Origin of the sequence: Planococcus salinarum, assembly GCF_007004625.1 — a bacterium.
In the GTDB taxonomy this organism is placed as follows: Bacteria; Bacillota; Bacilli; order Bacillales_A; family Planococcaceae; genus Planococcus; species Planococcus salinarum.
This window is the reverse complement of the sequence record NZ_VIFV01000008.1, coordinates 62,022-80,664: the sequence shown is the minus strand read 5'-3', so window position 1 is coordinate 80,664 and position 18,643 is coordinate 62,022. Positions and strand designations below refer to the sequence as shown.

14 protein-coding genes are annotated in these 18,643 nt (G+C 47.8%); 5 read left to right on the top strand and 9 right to left on the bottom strand.

Annotation, left to right across the window (positions count from 1 at the left end):
* Positions 1-32: 32 nt before the first annotated feature.
* The 5 genes from DIJ65_RS06795 to DIJ65_RS06775 all read right to left on the bottom strand — a co-directional run bounded on the left by DIJ65_RS06795 (position 33) and on the right by DIJ65_RS06775 (position 7,306).
* Complete coding sequence (locus tag DIJ65_RS06795) at positions 33-2,489, bottom strand: heavy metal translocating P-type ATPase (protein ID WP_117300318.1); 2,457 nt, start codon at positions 2,487-2,489, stop codon at positions 33-35.
* A 22-nt stretch (positions 2,490-2,511) separates the two neighbouring features.
* A complete protein-coding gene (locus DIJ65_RS06790; RefSeq protein WP_117300320.1) occupies positions 2,512-2,955 on the bottom strand; it encodes a CopY/TcrY family copper transport repressor in 444 nt (147 codons plus the stop codon).
* Between the two features lie 258 nt (positions 2,956-3,213).
* Entirely contained in the window at positions 3,214-4,770 is a 1,557-nt protein-coding gene (locus tag DIJ65_RS06785; RefSeq protein WP_185959506.1) for an S-layer homology domain-containing protein, read from the bottom strand.
* 391 nt (positions 4,771-5,161) lie between these two features.
* Positions 5,162-6,763: an Ig-like domain-containing protein gene (locus DIJ65_RS06780; RefSeq protein ID WP_117300324.1), complete on the bottom strand. Its 1,602-nt coding sequence runs from the start codon at positions 6,761-6,763 to the stop codon at positions 5,162-5,164.
* 252 nt (positions 6,764-7,015) lie between these two features.
* Positions 7,016-7,306, bottom strand: coding sequence for a YrhK family protein (locus tag DIJ65_RS06775; protein WP_117300326.1), 291 nt, complete (start codon positions 7,304-7,306; stop codon positions 7,016-7,018).
* Positions 7,307-7,812: 506 nt separating this feature from the next.
* Between DIJ65_RS06775 and DIJ65_RS06770 the strand changes: the two genes are divergently transcribed.
* The 5 genes from DIJ65_RS06770 (at position 7,813) to DIJ65_RS06750 (ending at position 13,945) form a co-directional block, all read left to right on the top strand.
* On the top strand, positions 7,813-8,835 hold the full coding sequence (locus tag DIJ65_RS06770; protein WP_185959505.1) for a glycosyltransferase family 2 protein: 1,023 nt from the start codon (positions 7,813-7,815) through the stop codon (positions 8,833-8,835).
* A gap of 32 nt (positions 8,836-8,867) precedes the next feature.
* On the top strand, positions 8,868-10,391 hold the full coding sequence (locus DIJ65_RS06765) for a lipopolysaccharide biosynthesis protein (protein ID WP_117300330.1): 1,524 nt from the start codon (positions 8,868-8,870) through the stop codon (positions 10,389-10,391).
* A 317-nt stretch (positions 10,392-10,708) separates the two neighbouring features.
* Positions 10,709-11,731, top strand: a complete 1,023-nt coding sequence (locus DIJ65_RS06760; RefSeq protein WP_117300331.1) for a glycosyltransferase family 2 protein — start codon at positions 10,709-10,711, stop codon at positions 11,729-11,731.
* A gap of 32 nt (positions 11,732-11,763) precedes the next feature.
* Positions 11,764-13,287, top strand: coding sequence for a lipopolysaccharide biosynthesis protein (locus DIJ65_RS06755; RefSeq protein WP_117300333.1), 1,524 nt, complete (start codon positions 11,764-11,766; stop codon positions 13,285-13,287).
* Between the two features lie 31 nt (positions 13,288-13,318).
* The gene (locus DIJ65_RS06750) at positions 13,319-13,945 is read left to right on the top strand and encodes an acyltransferase (RefSeq protein WP_185959504.1); all 627 of its coding nucleotides are present in this window, start codon (positions 13,319-13,321) and stop codon (positions 13,943-13,945) included.
* 166 nt (positions 13,946-14,111) lie between these two features.
* On the opposite strand, the gene DIJ65_RS06745 is transcribed toward DIJ65_RS06750, so the two are convergent.
* The 4 genes from DIJ65_RS06745 to DIJ65_RS06730 all read right to left on the bottom strand — a co-directional run bounded on the left by DIJ65_RS06745 (position 14,112) and on the right by DIJ65_RS06730 (position 18,597).
* Complete coding sequence (locus DIJ65_RS06745; RefSeq protein ID WP_117300337.1) at positions 14,112-15,140, bottom strand: threonine aldolase family protein; 1,029 nt, start codon at positions 15,138-15,140, stop codon at positions 14,112-14,114.
* Positions 15,141-15,344: 204 nt separating this feature from the next.
* The gene (thrB, locus tag DIJ65_RS06740; RefSeq protein WP_117300339.1) at positions 15,345-16,250 is read right to left on the bottom strand and encodes a homoserine kinase; all 906 of its coding nucleotides are present in this window, start codon (positions 16,248-16,250) and stop codon (positions 15,345-15,347) included.
* Positions 16,247-17,308: a threonine synthase gene (thrC, locus tag DIJ65_RS06735; protein ID WP_117300341.1), complete on the bottom strand. Its 1,062-nt coding sequence runs from the start codon at positions 17,306-17,308 to the stop codon at positions 16,247-16,249. The genes thrB and thrC overlap by 4 nt, the downstream gene beginning before the upstream one ends.
* Positions 17,305-18,597: a homoserine dehydrogenase gene (locus DIJ65_RS06730; RefSeq protein ID WP_117300343.1), complete on the bottom strand. Its 1,293-nt coding sequence runs from the start codon at positions 18,595-18,597 to the stop codon at positions 17,305-17,307. Before DIJ65_RS06730 ends, thrC begins: the two co-directional genes overlap by 4 nt.
* Positions 18,598-18,643 lie beyond the last annotated feature (46 nt).

Genomic DNA, 18,643 nt, shown 5'->3' with positions numbered 1-18,643 from the left:
TATATAAATAGCTTTTCCGCCAGGCGGATCGCTTAAACCGTTGCAGGTTTGAAGTTTTTCAGGCGCAGCGCGTTGAGCAACACCGAGACGGAACTGAAGCTCATCGCCGCAGCGGCAAACATCGGATTCAACAGCGGGCCGCCGAACAGATAAAGGAGACCCATTGCGACCGGAATGCCGAGCACGTTATAGGCGAACGCCCAGAACAGATTCTGCTTGATGTTGCGGATGGTCGATTTGCTCAGCTGGATTGCTGTCGGCACGTCCATCAAATCGCTGCGCATCAGGACGATGTCCGCAGATTCCATGGCAACATCCGTTCCCGAACCGATAGCGATGCCGATATCGGCCTGTGCGAGCGCCGGTGCGTCGTTAATGCCGTCACCGGCCATCGCGACTTTGTTGCCTTTCGCCTGCAGTTTCTTCACTTCATTCGCTTTTTCTTCCGGCAGCACTTCGCTCAACACGTGCTCGATGCCGACTTGTTTGGCGATTGCTGCGGCGGTCAATTTATTGTCCCCCGTCAGCATGATCACTTCGATGCCCATGTCCTGCAGCTTACGGATGGCGTGGACACTCGATGGTTTCACCGTATCGGCGACTGCGATGATGCCGGCAAATTCGCCGTCCACCGCGACGAACATCGGCGTTTTCCCCTGGTTCGCCAGGCGGTCGGACGCTTCTGCAAAGTCGCCCAGTCCAATTCCGTGATCGTCCATCAGTTTGCGGTTGCCGAGCCGCACTTGCTTGCTGTCGATGAAGACTTCGATGCCATGGCCCGGGATGGCCTTGAACCGTTCGACCGGCTTTAGCGCCAGCTGTTGCTGCTCTGCACTTTTGACAATCGCTTCGCCGAGCGGATGTTCCGAACCTTTTTCAGCTGAAGCGGCAAGGCTCAGAAGTTCCTCTTTCGACAAACCGTCCTGGGCAAGCAGCACATCGGTCACCGTCAGTTTCCCTTCGGTGATTGTCCCGGTTTTATCGAAGACAATCGTGTCGATGGCATGTGTCGTCTCAAGTGCGCCACCGCTTTTGATCAGGACACCATGCTCCGCGCCTTTGCCGGTGCCGACCATGATGGCGGTCGGCGTTGCAAGGCCAAGGGCACACGGGCAGGCGATAACAAGAATGGAAATCGCAATGGTGAAGGCGAACAAGGCCGTCTCCCCGCCGATATACCATGCCAGACCGGAAAGGAGCGAAATCGCAATGACGATTGGCACGAAATAACCGGAAATGATGTCCGCCATTTTGGCGATCGGCGCTTTCGAACCCTGCGCATCTTCCACCAATTTGATGATCTGCGCCAGGGCGGTGTCTTTGCCGACTTTCGTCGCCTCGTAGCGGATGGTGCCATTTTTGTTGATGCTCGCTCCGATGACGCGGTCGCCGACTGCTTTTTCGACCGGCATGCTTTCGCCCGTCAGCATTGATTCGTCGACGGCTGTCGCACCTTCCACGACGACACCGTCGACCGGCAATTTCCCGCCGGGTTTGACGATGACCACATCGCCTGTTTCCACGGCGTCGACGGAAATTTCCGTCTCCACACCGTTGCGGACGACAATTGCTGTTTTCGGGGCCATGCCCATCAACTTCTTGATCGCTTCCGACGTTTTCCCTTTGGACAGCGCTTCAAAATATTTCCCCAGAGTGATCAACGTCAAAATGACCGCCGCCGTTTCGTAGTAGAGGTTCTGCGTATAGCCCGTGTTGCCCATCAGGACAAAAACCGTCGCAATGACACTATAGAAGAAGGCCGCACTGGTTCCGAGCGCAATGAGGGACTCCATATTGGGATGGCCTTTGAACAACGTCTTGAAGCCCACCGTGAAGAAGCTCTTGCCGAGCACCATCACCGGAATCGTCAGCGCCAATTGCGCCAGCACAAAGTTCGCCGGATTCACCATTGGATCCAGTACTTCCGGAAGCGGCATGCCGACCATATGTCCCATCGCAAGCAATAACAGCGGAATCGTCAGGACGCCGGACAGCCAGAAGCGCCGCCACAGCGAATGGATGTGCTGTTCTTTTTTCGCCCGGTCCCCATCGGCGGATGATTCGGTGTCCACTTCCTCGACCGCCCCGTATCCGGCATCCGCCACTGCCGCTTTGATGTCGGCAACAGTGACTTGCTGTTGGTCGAAGCGGATGACCATCTTCTCCGTCGCCAGGTTAACGTTCGATTCGGTGACGCCGTCGAGTTTTCTTGTCGCTTTCTCGATTGACTGAACGCAGGATGCACAGGTCATGCCTTTAATGGTGAAGGTTTTCGTCTCGGTTGCGGCAAGCGCTTTGTAGCCGGCCTGTTCCACCGCGTCGTAAATCTCTTCGATCGAAACTTCCTGTTCATCAAACCGGACTTTCAGTTTTTCTGTCGCGAGATTGACACTCGCTTCGTCCACACCTGCCAATTTCCCGGCGGATTTCTCGACGCTCTGCGCGCATGATGCACACGTCATCCCTTCGATCGTCAGTAATTTCTCCATATCATTTCACCTCATCCATAATTTATCGTGGAGTACTGCAGCTGCACTGGCCCGGCACACAATTGCATGCCACTTCTTCGACCGCCTGTTTCTTTTTGTCATCCAACACGGCCTGGAGGAGTTCCACATCCTGATGGCTCAGTGTGGCACCCGCCAGCATGTCGGCGATCGTCCTGCCCGCCTGCTTGTGGCAGATCTGCTCAAAAAACCGGTCCGCCTCTGTTTTTACGCTGTCTTCTTCGCTGATCGCGGCTGAATAAATGTATTTATTCCCCTCCGGTTCCGCAAGCAGAATGCCTTTTTTCACGAGCCGCCCGATAAAGGTTTTGGCCGTTGCCGGCTTCCAGTCCCGTTTCATCTCCAGTACATCGACGATGTCTTTGCTCGTCGCATTGCCGAGCGTCCAGACGACGCGCATGACTTCCCGCTCCGAAGCGGTCATTTCCACTCTCTCTTCCGTCTCCATCAAAATTCCTCCATTTCGTTTACACTTGTAATCGATTGACTTTAGTTTACAACTGTAATCGTTTTTCGTCAACCCATTTGTTCCACTCCTTGAAGCTGCCTCATGGAGTCATGTTCAAATCCCTTTTCCTTCTATATATAAGAAAGCAAAAAAACCGTGTCCAAAACCTTTTGCAGGTTTTCGGACACGGTTTTATGCATTTAAATGGGGGTAGGTGCAGGGACACGTTTGTCCTGTCAGCCAACCTCTTCATTTCTTTTATTCAACATAAAAAATAACTTTCTCAATCCCCATGTAATTATAGGTGGATTTTCCGAACTTCACCTTCGTCAAAGCGATGAGTTGATCTGACTGCTCGTCATAGAACATGTGCTGGATATCTCCATAGGAAACCATCTGATACATTGCCCCAAGATCCGGATAACCATAAGCAGTTATCAAATTCGTGCCATTGGCCGTATACAACTCACCGTATACAGTATCCACCGCCACACTTGTGAATTGGCGGTCCAGTGTTCCGACGTGGGATAACGCACGCTGGCTGAAGACATTGCCCGTTCCGTTCACCATGTATTTGCCGTCAGGCGTCAGGAATATATCCGTGGTCATTGAATAGTCTCCGTGATATCCCCATTTAGTTCCCGGCTGGAGCTTCCCTTCGCTGATCGAATAATAATAAACATTCCGCGGAGACGACGTCGTTGTAATTGCCATCAGCCGTTGCTGGTCAGGAGTCAACTTTATCAGTGTAGACATATAAATTCCCTGCTCGGAAACAATCGCCCCTGTATTCGAATCGTAGCTGATTACGCTCGTCCACTGATTGGAGCCGCCGGAAATATAGACACGCCCCAGGTCATCCGCTTCGATATCGTATGGATCCAGAGCAATATTCCATAACTTGATCATGTCCAAAGTTTCCGCATCAAAAATTGCGTAAGCACCGGACTGGATAGCATCACCCGAATAATATATATGGCCCTGTTTATGCTGGGTCACATACACTTTGCCATTGGCATAGGCCAGCTTTTCCGCATCGTACGGCAGTTTCGCTGTTTTGGTTTCATAAGTTTCATAATTGATGCTCACCAGGCTGTTTGTCAGCCCGTCTATCAAATGCAAAACAGGTTGTCCGGGTTCCTTCACCACATCGATAATCTGGTATTCGAAAGCCTGTTCCAGATAAGTATCAGCCAGAGCAGGTGAAAAAGGGATAAAATCCGGGTTCAGGATACGCGCCATGAAAGCGGCGAACTGGCCCCGGTCAATCGTCACTTTCGGACGGAATGTGCCATCCGGATAACCATTCGTGATACCATTTGCCGCTAATGCGTAAACATATGGCGTACTCCAGCTCTGATTGCTGACATCTGAAAACCCTGGAGGATACAAGCCGCCAAGTTCATACGCATTGCTCAAAATTTTGGCCATTTCTTCACGCGTCAAGTGGCCTTTCGGATCGAAAACGGTGGCTGATTTCCCGGAAATCAGGCCGTAATAATGAGCAGCGGCAACATCCTCATACCCCATGTCACCAGGCCGAATATCGGTGAATCCCGGATTCGGAAAATCTCCTTCCGCCAGTCCCAAATCACGCATGATCATCATTACTGCCTGAACACGCAAAATCGGACTGGTCGGGCGGTAAGTTCCGTCCGGATAACCGTTAATAATTTTTAAACCGGATAAAAATTCAATCTCTTCCTTAAAGCTTGTTACGTCTGAAAAATGAGCTGCGTTCGCCTGTGGCGCCGCGGTGAACATCAACAGGACAGCAAATGCAACCACTAAACTTCTCTGAAATACTTTTCCCACTTTCTCTTCCCCCTGAATCATATGGTGATAAAATCAATTTATTATATCACCTATTAATGGGTAAAGAATATGTCTAAAGTATCAAAAAATAGGGATTTTTGATCAGATGAATTGCTGGGTGGGCGAGTACTTTGGGTCGGTTTGGGGGCGTTGGTGGTGGCGCTTGAGGTGACCGCTTGAGGTGACAGTCACCCACACAATTCAACTGCCTCCTTCGGTGAAACCTGCTGGCTCTAGGCACCGGGCAAATTGTGCCGGTGACAGTCACCCACACAATTTAAGAAGCAGCACGAAAAAAACCTTTGCACGGAACGCGCAAAGGTTTTTTGAAGTTTTGAATTTTCCTGGATCAATCACTTTTCACCCGCGTCTTCTGTCGAACCTGCACCATTCAGCTCCCGCTGATGCCCAGATATTCTTCGAGCGTCAAGCCGCTGTTGTAAACTTCGGTGGCCGTTTCGACGCCCAGGTACCGGAAATGCCAGGGTTCATACATATAGCCGGTGATGGCTTCCTTGCCTTCCGGGTAACGGACGATGAAACCGTATTTATGGGCATTCGCTGCGAGCCATTTGCCCGCCGGCGTGTCACCGAAGGAGCCGCTCAGCCAATCATCCTGACTTTCTGTGCCTCCCAGGTCAAACGCAAGCCCCGTCTGGTGTTCGCTGTGTCCCGGCTGCGCGGCAAACCGTTTGGCCTGCGCTTCGCCATGCGAACTGACGTAGCGGTTGTAAAGCCCCGCCTGATACGAATAGGAACGGTAAGTGCTGATGACGCTGAGTTCGTGGCCGGCTGCTGCAGCGTCTGCAATCATCCGGTTCAGCGCAGACTGGGCTGTCGGGTTGATGCCGGGGGCATAGTCCTGCGGCAGGCCGTACTTTTTGTTGACGACCAGTATGCCGTCTATATAGGTCGGTTCCACGGCAGAGCGGTTTCCCCCACCGGGATTTGCAGCACCGCCACTCCCGGTGACTTTCATGGTTTGCACTTCGCTCCTGTTGCCTGCGGCGTCGGTGGCCGTGACGGCCAGTTCCGTTCCGTTCGCCTGCCGGCCGATGTCCACTTCGAATGCCCCGTTGCTGTTTGCCGTGGTTTCACCGAGCTTGCTGTCGCCGGCAAAAACCTGCACCGTCGCTCCCGGCTCCGCATTTCCGGAAAGGGTGGCTGTCTCTTCTGTCACCGCTTTGACTTCCGGTGCAGGCGGGGCCGTGCGATCCCGGACCGTCACCGTCACCGTTTCACTCTTGTTACCCGCATCGTCCACTGCATGCAGCGCCAATTCGTCACCTGCCGCCAAATTGCCGGCCGCTGCGGAAAACTCTCCGTTTTCCGCTTCCGTTTGGGCCAGCTTCTCCTCTCCGGTATAGACGAAGACAGTTGCGCCGGATTCCGCCTGCCCTTTGACAGTCGTATGCTGATCCGACACTTCCGCCACTTCCGGCGCACTCGGCGCGGTGACGTCGCGGACTTGGGCTTCCTTCCTACCGCTTTGATTGCCCGCCTCATCAATTGCGGCAACAAACACGGTGGAACCTGCAGGCTGCGGCGTTATCGGCAAACTGAAAGCGCCGTCGGCATCCGTGCTCCCGACAGCCAGCAGCTCTTCGTCCGACCATACTTTCACTTTGCTGTCCGCTTCCGCTTTCCCGGTTACGTTCTCCGTTTGATCATCCACTTCTTCGACCGCCGGCGCTTCCGGCGCTGTCTGGTCAATCGTGAATTCCCTGGTCGTCGTATTCCCGCTGTCATCCGTCACTTCCAGCACAAATGTGCCGTCTGCTGCAACGGTGGTTCCGCTGCTGAACTTCTCGCCGTTCAACAGCGCCGTGCCTTCATTGAAAATCGGAGTGACCGGTTCATTATGGACACCCGTCTCCACCCCGCGAACTTCCGGCGGCACAATGTCTTCTTCATTCGTTAACGTCATCACCAGCACCACACCTGCAATAATGATGGCCAGCAACAACAAACCTGTTAGAATCTTTTTGGTCAAAGGAATCCTCCTAAATAATCAGACTTATTTCATAGGTGAAATTTATCCAATCATTATAACATACAGAGGATTTCAGGACGACAGAGCTTGGCGTTTTCACCCTTCGCTCCTTCGAAATCTTCTTTTCCAAAACAAAAAGCCACCTCCGACGGACCCACACGTTCACCGAAAATGGCCTTTCACCAACTCGATTCACTTCCTATTCCACAAATTCGGAGCAAGTTATTCCGTAAACGCTCCTCATCAAATCAGTCAAATATACCATTCGTCCACATTCGTTTCCTTCACTTCGTGTTCCACCGTGATGTTTTCTTTGATACTGCCGACGGCGCGGCTGGCTAAGATCAAACTGCCGAGGAGGTACAGCGTATTGCCATAGAATTCGGCTGTATTGAGAATGTTGAGCAAACTGCCGAACACAAAGAACATCCCAACGAGCAGGTCATTGATCGTTCTCGTAAGTTTGCATTGCTTCGTAAAAATCACCCTTGAGGCTCCTGATGTAATTTCCAGATAATCTCCCTGATCTTTCATGTACGGCATTCGTACTCCTCCTCTAGTTTCAAACTGGCAAGGGGCTTGAGTGGTCTGGCTCCAAGGGTTTCTGCAACGGAAGATTGGAGTTGGTTTCTCTTTACATAACCGATTATTCCTCTTTTCAACCCTCTTTTTCGAAAAAGAAATAAAAATAAATTGGGGGTAACAAATGCAATATTGGGTGACAATTTCGGGTCTGTTTTGGGGCCTGTTTTGGTGACAGTCACCCACGTATTTATGACTGTTTACGTTTTCAAATAAATATGCAAAAACCGTATCCTGGGCTCCTTTAGGGCCTCTGGATACGGCAGATTTTGTGTGCGATTCGGTTTCCGACAATCCCTACCAGTTTTTAAACAGAATATTCTTAATAATTTAAGCAATTCGTATTCCTTATGATAAAATATGTTTAATATTGATAATGATTATGCAGAACCAATCATAGATTCCTCTTCCGATATAGTTCAACCCCTCTCATTGATTCGAAATTAATGTTAAAGGAAGTGTTCCAAATGACTGATAAAATCACTGTTATAATCCCCATTTATAATGTGGAAGACTATTTAAAGAAGTGTGTGGAATCTGTTATAAATCAAACTTATAAAAATTTGGAAATTCTTCTTATAAATGATGGTTCAACAGACAGCTCCGGATCCCTCTGTGATTCGTTTGCACTTACGGATTCGCGGATCAGAGCCATTCACAAAAAAAACGGCGGAATATCTGATGCCAGGAATACAGGGCTGGAAGCAGCAACCGGTGAATTTATCGCTTTTTTGGACAGTGATGATTGGGTGGATCCGGAAATGTATGAGGTGCTTCACGATTTGCTGATTCTTCATGAAGCGGATGTTTCCATCTGCAGATTCAAAAACATACATAACGATATGATTGAAGATGGATCTACCGGAAAGATAGCAGTCTATGACAATATTGGGGCTCTTAAAGCTATAGCTAAAATTGAAAACAATTTCTTCCTTACACATAATGTATGGAACAAATTATTTAAAAGTGAGCTGGTCAAAAAATTCAGGTTCTTAAAAGGAAAGATAGCAGAGGACCTCTATTTCACCCCCAAAGTGATCCATGCCAGTGAGAGGTGTGTCTATATAGATAAGGCCATGTATAACTACTTACGCGAAAGACCGGCCAGCATCATGAATACGCCCATAAACTTCTCCAGAATAAGAGATGAATTGAAGGGGTTTGATGAATTCGCAGCCTTATTGGAAGAAGTGGGGCTTCCTGAACATTCGCTGATTATAAAAGAAACCTATTTGAGGAAATTGATCGAATTTCATTACTATGTTAAAAAAAGCAAAGCAGAAAATAAAGATAAAATCCTCAAAATGCTGGAAGATGCTTTTATCAGCAACTCCTACCGAAAAACAAAAGCATCCAAGAGTACTTCGACCAGATGGAAAATCACCTTATTTGAACAATCTCCATTTTTCTGCTTTTGCGCCAGAAACGTGGTTAATGGCATAAATATTTTCAAGAAAAAAGATCCACAAAAACCGGTCATTAAGTTTTAACCAGAAATTTGACTCCGATTCGAGGTAATTTGATGAGAACTAAAAAAGCGGGCCAGAATTTTGTTTTCGGGTTTATTACAGTTTTAATAGGTCTTATCCCTATGTTTATAGTCCGCCAGGTATTTCTCGAAACCCTGGGAACAGAACTTCTCGGTTTAAGCTCTTTGTATACGAGTATAGTCGGCTTGCTTGCTTTGGCTGAGCTCGGCATTTCTTCCGCAATTATTTATTCGTTATACAAACCTTTCGCTGAAGGAAATCATGAAAAGGTTCGAGCTTACATCAATTTTTACACCAGATTCTACCGCGTGATCGGTTTGACTATTTTCGTAATAGGCTTGGCAATCCTCCCGTTTTTGAATGTTTTTGTGCAAGGTGAAATCGATCTATTGGATGCGCAATTATACTTTCTGCTTTTTCTGGGCAATTCTCTGCTCACTTACTTTTTTTCAGCCAAGTTCAGTATTATCATTGTTGCACAGGACGGCTATAAAATAGCCATAGCGATGGCCATTTCCAAGCTGGTCGCCGCCTTTTTTCAAATCCTGATACTGAATATCTACGCCAGTTTCTATTATTTCCTCATTATTCAATTGCTTGTCAGCATTCTGTACCTCATCACCATGAACCTGTATGTAAGAAATCGATACGAATGGCTTTTTACAGGGAAAGAAAAGTTGGGCAAAGAAGACAAAGCCCCTCTTGTCAAAAATATAAAAGCTCTTTTCATGCATAAAATTGGTGATGTTGTGGTTTTCAGTACGGATAATCTGGTGATTTCCTATTACATAAATTTGACGGTAGTAGGGATATTCAATAGTTACAACATGATTATTACTGCAGCTTCCACCATGATTTACGCCGGGTTAAATGGAATTACAGCAAGCATCGGCAATCTTTTAATTGACGGCGAAAAAGATAAAATATATCAGATACATAAAAAAATATTTTTTTTCAGCTTTTGGCTTGTCTCCTTTGCCATCATTTCGCTGTCCAATACACTCAGGCAATTCGTCCTTTTATGGCTGGACGACACTCAGTTTCTGGATACCTTTACCATCAGCCTGATCCTGTTGAACTTTTATATTACATTGATGCGGGCATCGGTCGAGAAATTCAAAGAAGCTGGCGGCCTATATTATCAGGATCGGTTTGCACCCATCATTGAGTCCATTATCAACTTGATCGCTTCCCTCATCTTGATAAGAATTATGGGTCTCCCCGGAGTATTTGTCGGTACTTTAATCAGCAACCTGCTGGTGGTTTTCTGGGTGCAGCCATTAGTGGTCTACAAATATATTTTTAAAGTAAAACTGCGAATCTATTTCATCATGTATTTCAAATACTTCAGTCTGGGAATCATCCCGCTCCTGCTGTCTTATTTTGCGACAAGAGAATTGCAGGGAGTCATCACCATCAATGCCTTTCTCCTCAATTGCCTTATTAACATCTTCATCATTAATACCGTTTATCTCATCATGTTCCGGAAAAACGAGGAATTTCTTTATTTCAAAAATCTGATTCTCGGTAAACTGGTGAGCAGAAAACAGGCCTGATACAGCAGTTATAAGGGGACAGACTACAGGCACCCACACATTAGGAACTGTTTATGTTTTCAAATAAATATGCAAAAACCGTATCCAGGGCCCTTTGGGGTCTCAGGATACGGTTTCTTTTGTGTGCAATTCGATTTCCCGGAGTCCCAATCCCTTTTTAAACAGAATATTCTTAATAATTTACGCAATTTGTATTCCTTATGATAAAATATGTTTAATATTGATAATAATTATCTGGAACCAACCATAAATCCCTCTTCCGATATAGTTCAACCCCTCTCATTGATTCGAAATCAACGTTAAAGGAAGTGCTCCAAATGACTGATAAAATCACTGTTATAATCCCCGTTTTTAACGTGGAAGACTATTTAACAAAGTGTGTGGAATCTGTACTTAATCAAACTTACAAAAATCTGGAGATCCTTCTCATTAATGACGGTTCAACAGATAGCTCCGGATCTCTCTGCGATTTGTTTGAACTCACGGATTCCCGGATCAGAGTCATCCACAAACAAAACGGCGGATTATCTGATGCCAGAAATGCAGGGCTGGACGCAGCAACCGGTGAATTTATCGCTTTTTTGGACAGTGATGATTGGGTGGACCCTGAAATGTATGAGGTGCTGCACGATTTGCTGATTCTGCATGACGCGGATATTTCCATCTGCAGGTTCAAAAACATCTATAACCATATGATTGAAGATGGATCTACTGGAAAGATAGCAGTTTACGACAATGTGGGGGCTATTAAAGCCATAGCTAAAATTGAGAATAATTTCTTCCCTACACATAATGTTTGGAACAAATTATTTAAAAGTGAGCTGGTCAAGAAATTCAGGTTTATAAAAGGAAAGATAGTAGAGGACCTGTATTTCACTCCAAGAGTGATCCAGGCCAGCAAGAAGTGTGTCTATATAGATAAGGCCATGCATAATTACTTGCGTGAAAGACCGGACAGCATCATGAATGCGCCCATAAATCTCAAACGGATACAGGATGAACTGACGGGATTTGATGAATTCGCACGCCTGTTGGAAGAATTGCGGCTCCCTGAACACTCGCTCTTTATAAAAGAAACTTATTTGAGAAAATTGATCGAATTTCATTATCATGTGAAAAACAGCAAAGCAGAAAATAAAGATGCCATTCTGAAAATGCTGGAAGATACTTTTTGCAGCAACCCGTACCGAAATTCAAAAGCATCCATGGGTACAGCAATCAGATGGAAAATCACCTTATTTGAGCTGTCTCCCCTTTGCTCTTTTTACGCAAGAAATGTCGTGAAGAATGTAAAGGCGCTCAGGAAAAAAAATCCACAAAAACCGGTCATTAAGTTTTAACCAGAAATTTGACTCCGATTCGAGGTAATTTGATGAGAACTAAAAAAGCGGGCCGGAATTTCATTGTCGGGTTTATTACAGTTTTAATCGGTCTCATCCCTACGCTTATCGTGCGCCAGGTATTTCTCGAAACCCTGGGAACAGAACTTCTCGGTTTAAGCTCTTTGTATATGAGTATAATCGGCTTGTTCGCTTTGGCTGAGCTCGGCATCTCTTCGGCAATCATTTATGCGTTATACAAGCCTTTCGCTGACGAAAATCATGAAAAGGTCCGTGCTTACATCAACTTTTACACCAGATTCTACCGGGGGATCGGTTTGACTATTTTCTTAATCGGTCTGGCTTTACTCCCGTTTTTGAATGTTTTTGTGCAGGATGAGATCAATCCATTGGATGCGCAACTATACTTCCTGCTTTTTTTGGCCAATTCCATACTCAGTTACTTTTTTTCAGCCAAACTCAGCATCCTCATTGTTGCGCAGGACGGTTATAAACTCACCATAGCGATGGCCATTTCGAAGCTGGTCGCCGCTTTTCTGCAAGTGCTGCTGCTGAATATTTATGCCAGTTTCTATTATTTCCTCATCATTCAAGTGATTATCGGCATCATCTACCTCATCATCATGAACCAGTACGTAAGAAATCGATATGGATGGCTTTATACGGGGAAAGAACAGATTACCAGAGAAGACAAAGCCTCTCTCACCAAAAATTTAAAAGCCCTGTTCATGCATAAAGTTGGTGAGGTTATCGTTTTCAGTACGGATAATCTGGTTATTTCCTATTACATAAATTTGACGGTAGTAGGGGTATTCAACAGTTACAATATGATCATCAGCTCCATCTCCACCATGATCTACGCCGGATTAAATGGAATTACAGCAAGCATCGGAAATCTATTGATAGAGGGCGAAGAAGATAAAATATATCAGGTACATAAAAAAGTGTTCTTCTTCAGCTTTTGGCTTGTCTCATTCGCGCTGATTTCACTGTTCAATACGCTCAGGCAATTTGTCCTTTTGTGGCTGGATGACACTCAGTTTCTGGATACCTTTACCATCAGCCTGATCCTGTTGAACTTCTACTTTTCATTGATGCGGGCATCGGTCGAAAAATTCAAGGAAGCTGGCGGTTTGCATCACCAGGATCGCTTTGCCCCCATTGCCGAGGCCCTCATCAACTTGATCGCTTCTCTCCTGCTGGTAAGAATTATGGGCCTCCCCGGGGTATTTGTCGGTACTTTAATCAGCAACCTGCTGGTGGTTTTCTGGGTGAAGCCGTTAGTGGTCTACAAATATATTTTTAAAGTGAAACTGAAATATTATTTCATCATGTATTTCAAATACTTCAGTCTGGCGATCATTCCGCTCCTGCTGTCTTATTTTGCGACCAGGGACCTGCAGGGAATCATCACCATCAATGCCTTTCTCCTCAATTGCCTTATCAACATCTTCATCATTAATATCGTTTATATCCTTATCTTCCGGAAAAACGATGAATTTCTTTATTTCAAGAATTTATTTCTCGGTAAACTGGCGGGCAGAAAACAGGCCTGATACAGCAGCTGATCATACAGGAGGAATGCACATGGCTTCTCATTCATTAAACGGACTCAAGGAATTGGATCTAGTGTCCACTGTCAGGCTGAACAAGGGCTTTGATAAACGGAAAATAAAATTGAGGGTCTATAGGAATACCAAAGTAAAAAAACATCCGAGCAGTCTGCATGAACTGAATGGACGCCTCCGACTGGGCATAACCTGGAATGGAATCACCCACAATAAGACAAGCCTGGTTTCCAAACAGGAGAGCAAGTTGATAGTAACCGGCGGGTTTGATGTATACGATGGCTGCATTATTACCATAGCGGAAGGCGCAACCCTCCAGCTTGGCAGTGGTTACGTGAATTCCAATTCCAGAATCTATTGTTTCAACAACATTACGATCGGAGATGATGTAGCCATTTCTGAAGATGTCGTCATCAGGGATTCGGATAATCACAGCATTTTATCCGGTGACCATACCGTAAGCCAGCCCATTTCGATCGGCAATCATGTGTGGATCGGTTTGCGGGCAACGATATTAAAAGGAGTGACGATTGGAGATGGCGCAATTATAGCTGCCGGCGCGATTGTCACGAAAGATGTGCCAGCCAATTGCCTGGCGGCCGGAGTACCGGCCAGAATTATTAAAAGAGATGTGGAATGGGAATAAAAGAGGGTTATGTAAATGCATCACGAACTGCCACAGGGAATAGGTTGTATGCACAATAAAGCTCCATTCCATTGAACCTGGCGTTCAATGGAATGGAGCTTCTTTTGTATGCTTGTGCCAAAAATAAAAACTTCGGCAGAATTGGAATCTGCCGGTTTTTGCTCCTTTAAGAAAAAATCATCTGAACGTCTGCAAGAAAGGTTTCGATGTCCTCTTTTTCGGTATCAAAAGAAGTGACCAGGCGAATTTCATCCCTTTCTTCACTCCATAACGCAAACGAATGCTCCTTTTGAAGCTGTTCGATCTTGGTCCTTGGCAATGACGCGAAGACGGCGTTCGACTCGACTGGCTGGGCAAGGGAAATTTCCGGGAATTTCACTAACCCTTCTGCCAACAGTTGCGCCATATGGTTGGCGTGGCGGGCATTTTCCAGCCACAGGTCCTCTGTCAGCAACCGCTCGAACTGTGCAGACACAAAGCGCATTTTCGAGCCCAGCTGCATGCCCTGTTTCCGGATGTACTTCAACTCCGATGCCAGGTCTTTGTTGAAGCAAACTACCGCTTCGCCGATCATCAGGCCATTTTTGGTGCCGCCGAACGCCAGCATGTCGATGCCGGCATCCACGGTCATTTCAGCCAGGGTGCAGCCGAGATGAGCTGCTGCGTTGCTGATCCTTGCGCCGTCCATATGTACAAAAAGACCATTCTCATGGGCAAAACGGGTGAGTTCTTTGATTTCGTCAATCGTGTAGACGGTGCCGAGTTCTGTGCATTGGGAGATGGACACGGCTTTTGGCTGGCTGCGCTGCTGGTTGCCGATATGGTGCAGGTGCTGCTCAATTTGGCTGACGGTCAGCTTGCCGTCCTTCGACGGAACAGTCAGCAATTTGCCGCCGATGAACCCTTCTGCTGCGCCGCCTTCATCCGCATTGATATGTGCGCCGTCCGTGCAGATGACCGCCTGATGCGACCGCACCATCGCTTTCAGCCCTGTCACATTCGCGCCCGTTCCATTAAAAACAAACGCCACTTCGCAGCTCTCACCGAAATGTTCCTTGAATTTCCGGGTGGCCGCCTCCGTATACAGATCGCTCCCGTAAGCCGGAACATGCCCGTCATTCGCCTGTGCAATGGCTTCCAGTATGGCGGGGTGGATTCCGGAATTATTGTCGCTTGCAAACATTTTCTTTGTCATCGCATTCGCCTCCTCCCTCCAGTTTAAAGCAGATTTTCCGCGGCGAACAGTTCTTGGGTGACTTTTCTGGCGACAGTCACCCACACATTTATGACTATTTATATTTCCGGATAAATATAAAGAAGCTGCCTCTGAAAACCACTATGGTTTCCGGGGGCAGCTTCTTTTGCATACAATTGTCTTGATTTGACTCAAGGAAGTGAATCACACCACCCTCTCAAAAGATCTGACACCCGTAAAAGCCGGTTTTGTCACGAGGCATTCGTAATTCGGATATTGCGCTTTCAATGCGGAAGCCAGTTGGAGCTCCTGCCCTGGTTCAATGGCGATGAACAGGGACGGCCCGGCACCGCTGATGGATGTGCCATAAGCGCCATTCTTTCTGCACGTCTTCCGGATCTCGGAAAAGTCTGCAAATCTGCTCCTACGGAATGGTTCATGGAATTGATCATTTTCCATCATTTCCCCTGCAGTTGCCCAATCTCCGACAGCAACCGCGGCGGAAAAGACATTTGCCGCCGCGCTGCTTTGGATAGCTGCGGCGTACGAAAGCTCCTGTGGCAATAATCCTCTTGACTCGGCAGTCAGGAGTTCCACTGGCGGCACCAGAATAATGACCGCGATGCCAACGTCTGCTATATGGTTAATGGCTAACTTTTTCCCATCCCAGTATGAAATCGTCAATCCCCCGAGCAATGAAGCGGAGATATTATCCGGATGCCCTTCCAATTCCGTCCCGATGACCAGTTTTTCCTGCATCGGCAGTTCCAGCGCCATCAGGCGATCTGCAATTTCAATGCCTGCGGCGATGGCTGAAGCGCTGCTGCCCAATCCTCTGCCGAGCGGAATATCCGTTTCCACTGTCAGTTTCGCTGTCGGCATTTTCTTGCCATAGCGGTCCGCTACAAACTGGATGGTCGTGATGAGCAAATTATCGACCGTTTTGGGCAAGCTCTGATAGCTTTCCGATGCATATTCGACAGACCAGGCGCCGGCTTTCGCGATATGGACGGTCAGATAAAGATCGAGCGCCAGGCCGATGGAGTCGAAGCCCGGCCCCAGATTAGCAGTCGAGGCAGGAACTCTTACAGAAAAATCCTTCCAGCTCATGCGTTCACACCTTTCTTCAAATCCGCCCAAAAGTGTTCCATATCTTCCGGCACAAGCATTTTTTTGTGTTCATTGACCAGAATCGCCGTATCCGGATCCTTTAAGCCATTGCCGGTCAATACAGCCACCACCGTTGATCCCTTGGCCAATTGGCCGTTTTCCACCTGCTTTTTTATGCCGGCAATCGAAGCGCAGGATGCCGGTTCCGCAAAAATGCCTTCACTTGCCGCAATCAGTTGATACGCCTCCAGAATTTCCTCATCAGTGGCCGCTAAAATAGTACCGTTCGATTCTTCCAAAGCGTTCAATGCCAATTGCCAGCTGGCAGGATTCCCGATCCGAATAGCGGTTGCCACGGTTTCCGGATTGTCGACCACTTCGTTATGGACGATCGGCGCTGCACCCGCCGCCTGAACGCCCAGAAGCGCCGGCCGTTTGGCTCCCGTTTTCGCCGCATATTCGCTGAAGCCTTTCCAGGAAGCCGAAATATTGCCGGCATTGCCGACAGGAAGTGCAAACACATCCGGCACCCCGTCCAGTTGGTCAATGACTTCGAACGCGATTGTTTTCTGGCCTTCCAGACGGTATGGATTGACCGAATTCACCAACGCAATGCCCGCCTCCTGGCCCACTTCACGGACCATCCGGAGCGCTTCGTCAAAATTCCCTTCGATCTCCAGAATTTCAGCACCGTACATTTTGGCCTGCGCCAATTTCCCGAGCGCAATGCGCCCCGAAGGAATGACGACAATGGTCCGCATGCCTGCCCGCGCACCATAAGCCGCAGCTGACGCGGAGGTATTGCCCGTAGAGGCACAAACCAGTACCGTTTTGCCTTCTTCTTTCGCTTTGGCAACCGCCATCACCATACCGCGGTCTTTAAACGAGCCGGTCGGATTTGCGCCTTCGAGTTTCACGTACAGATTGATGCCCCATTGCGCGGATAATTTCTCCAGGTGGATAAGCGGCGTATTGCCTTCCTGCAACGTCAAGGCGGGCGTGTTTTCCGTTACCGGCAGCCATTCTTTGTATTGTTCAATCAATCCGGGCCATCTCATGCTTTGTCCTCCCCTTCAATGCGGTAATGGCTGATGACGTCTGCCGTTCCTTCCAGATTTTTGAGCAGCTCCAAATGCTGCTTCCGGGAAATTTGATGAGTCAATAAAATAATTTCCGCTTTGCCGTCGACTTTGGCAGGATGCTGCATGACTGATTGCAGGCTGACCCCATTGTTGCTGTAAATAGCCGTTAATTGGGATAAGACCCCAACGTCATCCTTTACGAGCAGCCGGTAGAAATATTTCGCAAAGCAGCCGCTGTACGGTTTAATGACGCGTTCATGCTGGGAGGCATGGGTGCGTTTGCCATTCACCCCTAACTGCAGATTACGGCAAGCTGCGATCACATCCGAGACGACAGACGTGGCGGTCGGCAGCGAGCCGGCCCCGGGGCCATACAGCATTGTTTCGCCCACAGCATCTCCGTGTATATAGACAGCATTGAATTCGTTATTGACTGCCGAAAGCGGATGGGAGTCAGCCAGGAAAACGGGTTCCACTGCCACTTCGATGCCGTCTTCGTTCTTTTTGGAGGACCCGACCATTTTCATGGTATAGCCGAACTTTGCCGCAATCTCCAAATCGCCGTCCTGAATTTCTTTCATGCTGCGCACGGAGACATCTTCAAGATGAACGACTGTGGAAAAAGCCAAAGACGACAAAATCACCATTTTCCTGGCGGCATCGATTCCGTCGACATCCGCAGATGGATCCGTTTCCGCATACCCGAGCCGTGTCGCTTCCGCCAATGCCGCTTCGTAAGTCATGTTCTCATTTTTCATTTTCGTGAGGATGAAGTTGGTTGTCCCGTTGACGATTCCCATCAAACTGGTGATGCGATCGGATGCCAATCCATCTTCCAGTGTGCGGATGATCGGGATCCCGCCAGCTACACTCGCTTCATAAAACAGGTCGCATTTTTGTTCATCCGCCAGTTTCAGCAGCCCATCGCCAAATTCCGCCATGACATCTTTGTTGGCTGTAACTACTTGTTTCCCCGCTTTCAGCGCTTTTTCAATCGCCTGTCGGGCGTCTTCTATCCCGCCCATTACTTCGATTATAATGTCCAGGGAAGAGTCGTTCAGAATATCCTCAATGTCTGTTGTAAAGATAGCCGGATCAAGAGTGGTGTCTCTTTCTTTGTGTTTGTTCCTGATCAGGACTTTTTTGATGGTGGCTTCTGCACCCAGTTTATGCTGCAAATCCTGCTTGTGTTGGTGCAGAATTTTCGCCACTCCTTCACCCACTGTTCCATATCCTAATAATCCAATTGAAATTTCATTTTTCATTGATAATTCCACCCCCATCCTGTGTGCACTGGAAAAAAACACTTGT

Coding starts and splice junctions, on each gene's coding strand:
- DIJ65_RS06795 (WP_117300318.1), bottom strand. CDS start 2,489: ATGGAGAAATTACTGACGATCGAAGGGATGACGTGTGCATCATGCGCG.
- DIJ65_RS06790 (WP_117300320.1), bottom strand. CDS start 2,955: ATGGAGACGGAAGAGAGAGTGGAAATGACCGCTTCGGAGCGGGAAGTC.
- DIJ65_RS06775 (WP_117300326.1), bottom strand. CDS start 7,306: ATGCCGTACATGAAAGATCAGGGAGATTATCTGGAAATTACATCAGGA.
- DIJ65_RS06770 (WP_185959505.1), top strand. CDS start 7,813: ATGACTGATAAAATCACTGTTATAATCCCCATTTATAATGTGGAAGAC.
- DIJ65_RS06765 (WP_117300330.1), top strand. CDS start 8,868: ATGAGAACTAAAAAAGCGGGCCAGAATTTTGTTTTCGGGTTTATTACA.
- DIJ65_RS06760 (WP_117300331.1), top strand. CDS start 10,709: ATGACTGATAAAATCACTGTTATAATCCCCGTTTTTAACGTGGAAGAC.
- DIJ65_RS06755 (WP_117300333.1), top strand. CDS start 11,764: ATGAGAACTAAAAAAGCGGGCCGGAATTTCATTGTCGGGTTTATTACA.
- DIJ65_RS06750 (WP_185959504.1), top strand. CDS start 13,319: ATGGCTTCTCATTCATTAAACGGACTCAAGGAATTGGATCTAGTGTCC.
- DIJ65_RS06745 (WP_117300337.1), bottom strand. CDS start 15,140: ATGACAAAGAAAATGTTTGCAAGCGACAATAATTCCGGAATCCACCCC.
- thrB (WP_117300339.1), bottom strand. CDS start 16,250: ATGAGCTGGAAGGATTTTTCTGTAAGAGTTCCTGCCTCGACTGCTAAT.
- thrC (WP_117300341.1), bottom strand. CDS start 17,308: ATGAGATGGCCCGGATTGATTGAACAATACAAAGAATGGCTGCCGGTA.
- DIJ65_RS06730 (WP_117300343.1), bottom strand. CDS start 18,597: ATGAAAAATGAAATTTCAATTGGATTATTAGGATATGGAACAGTGGGT.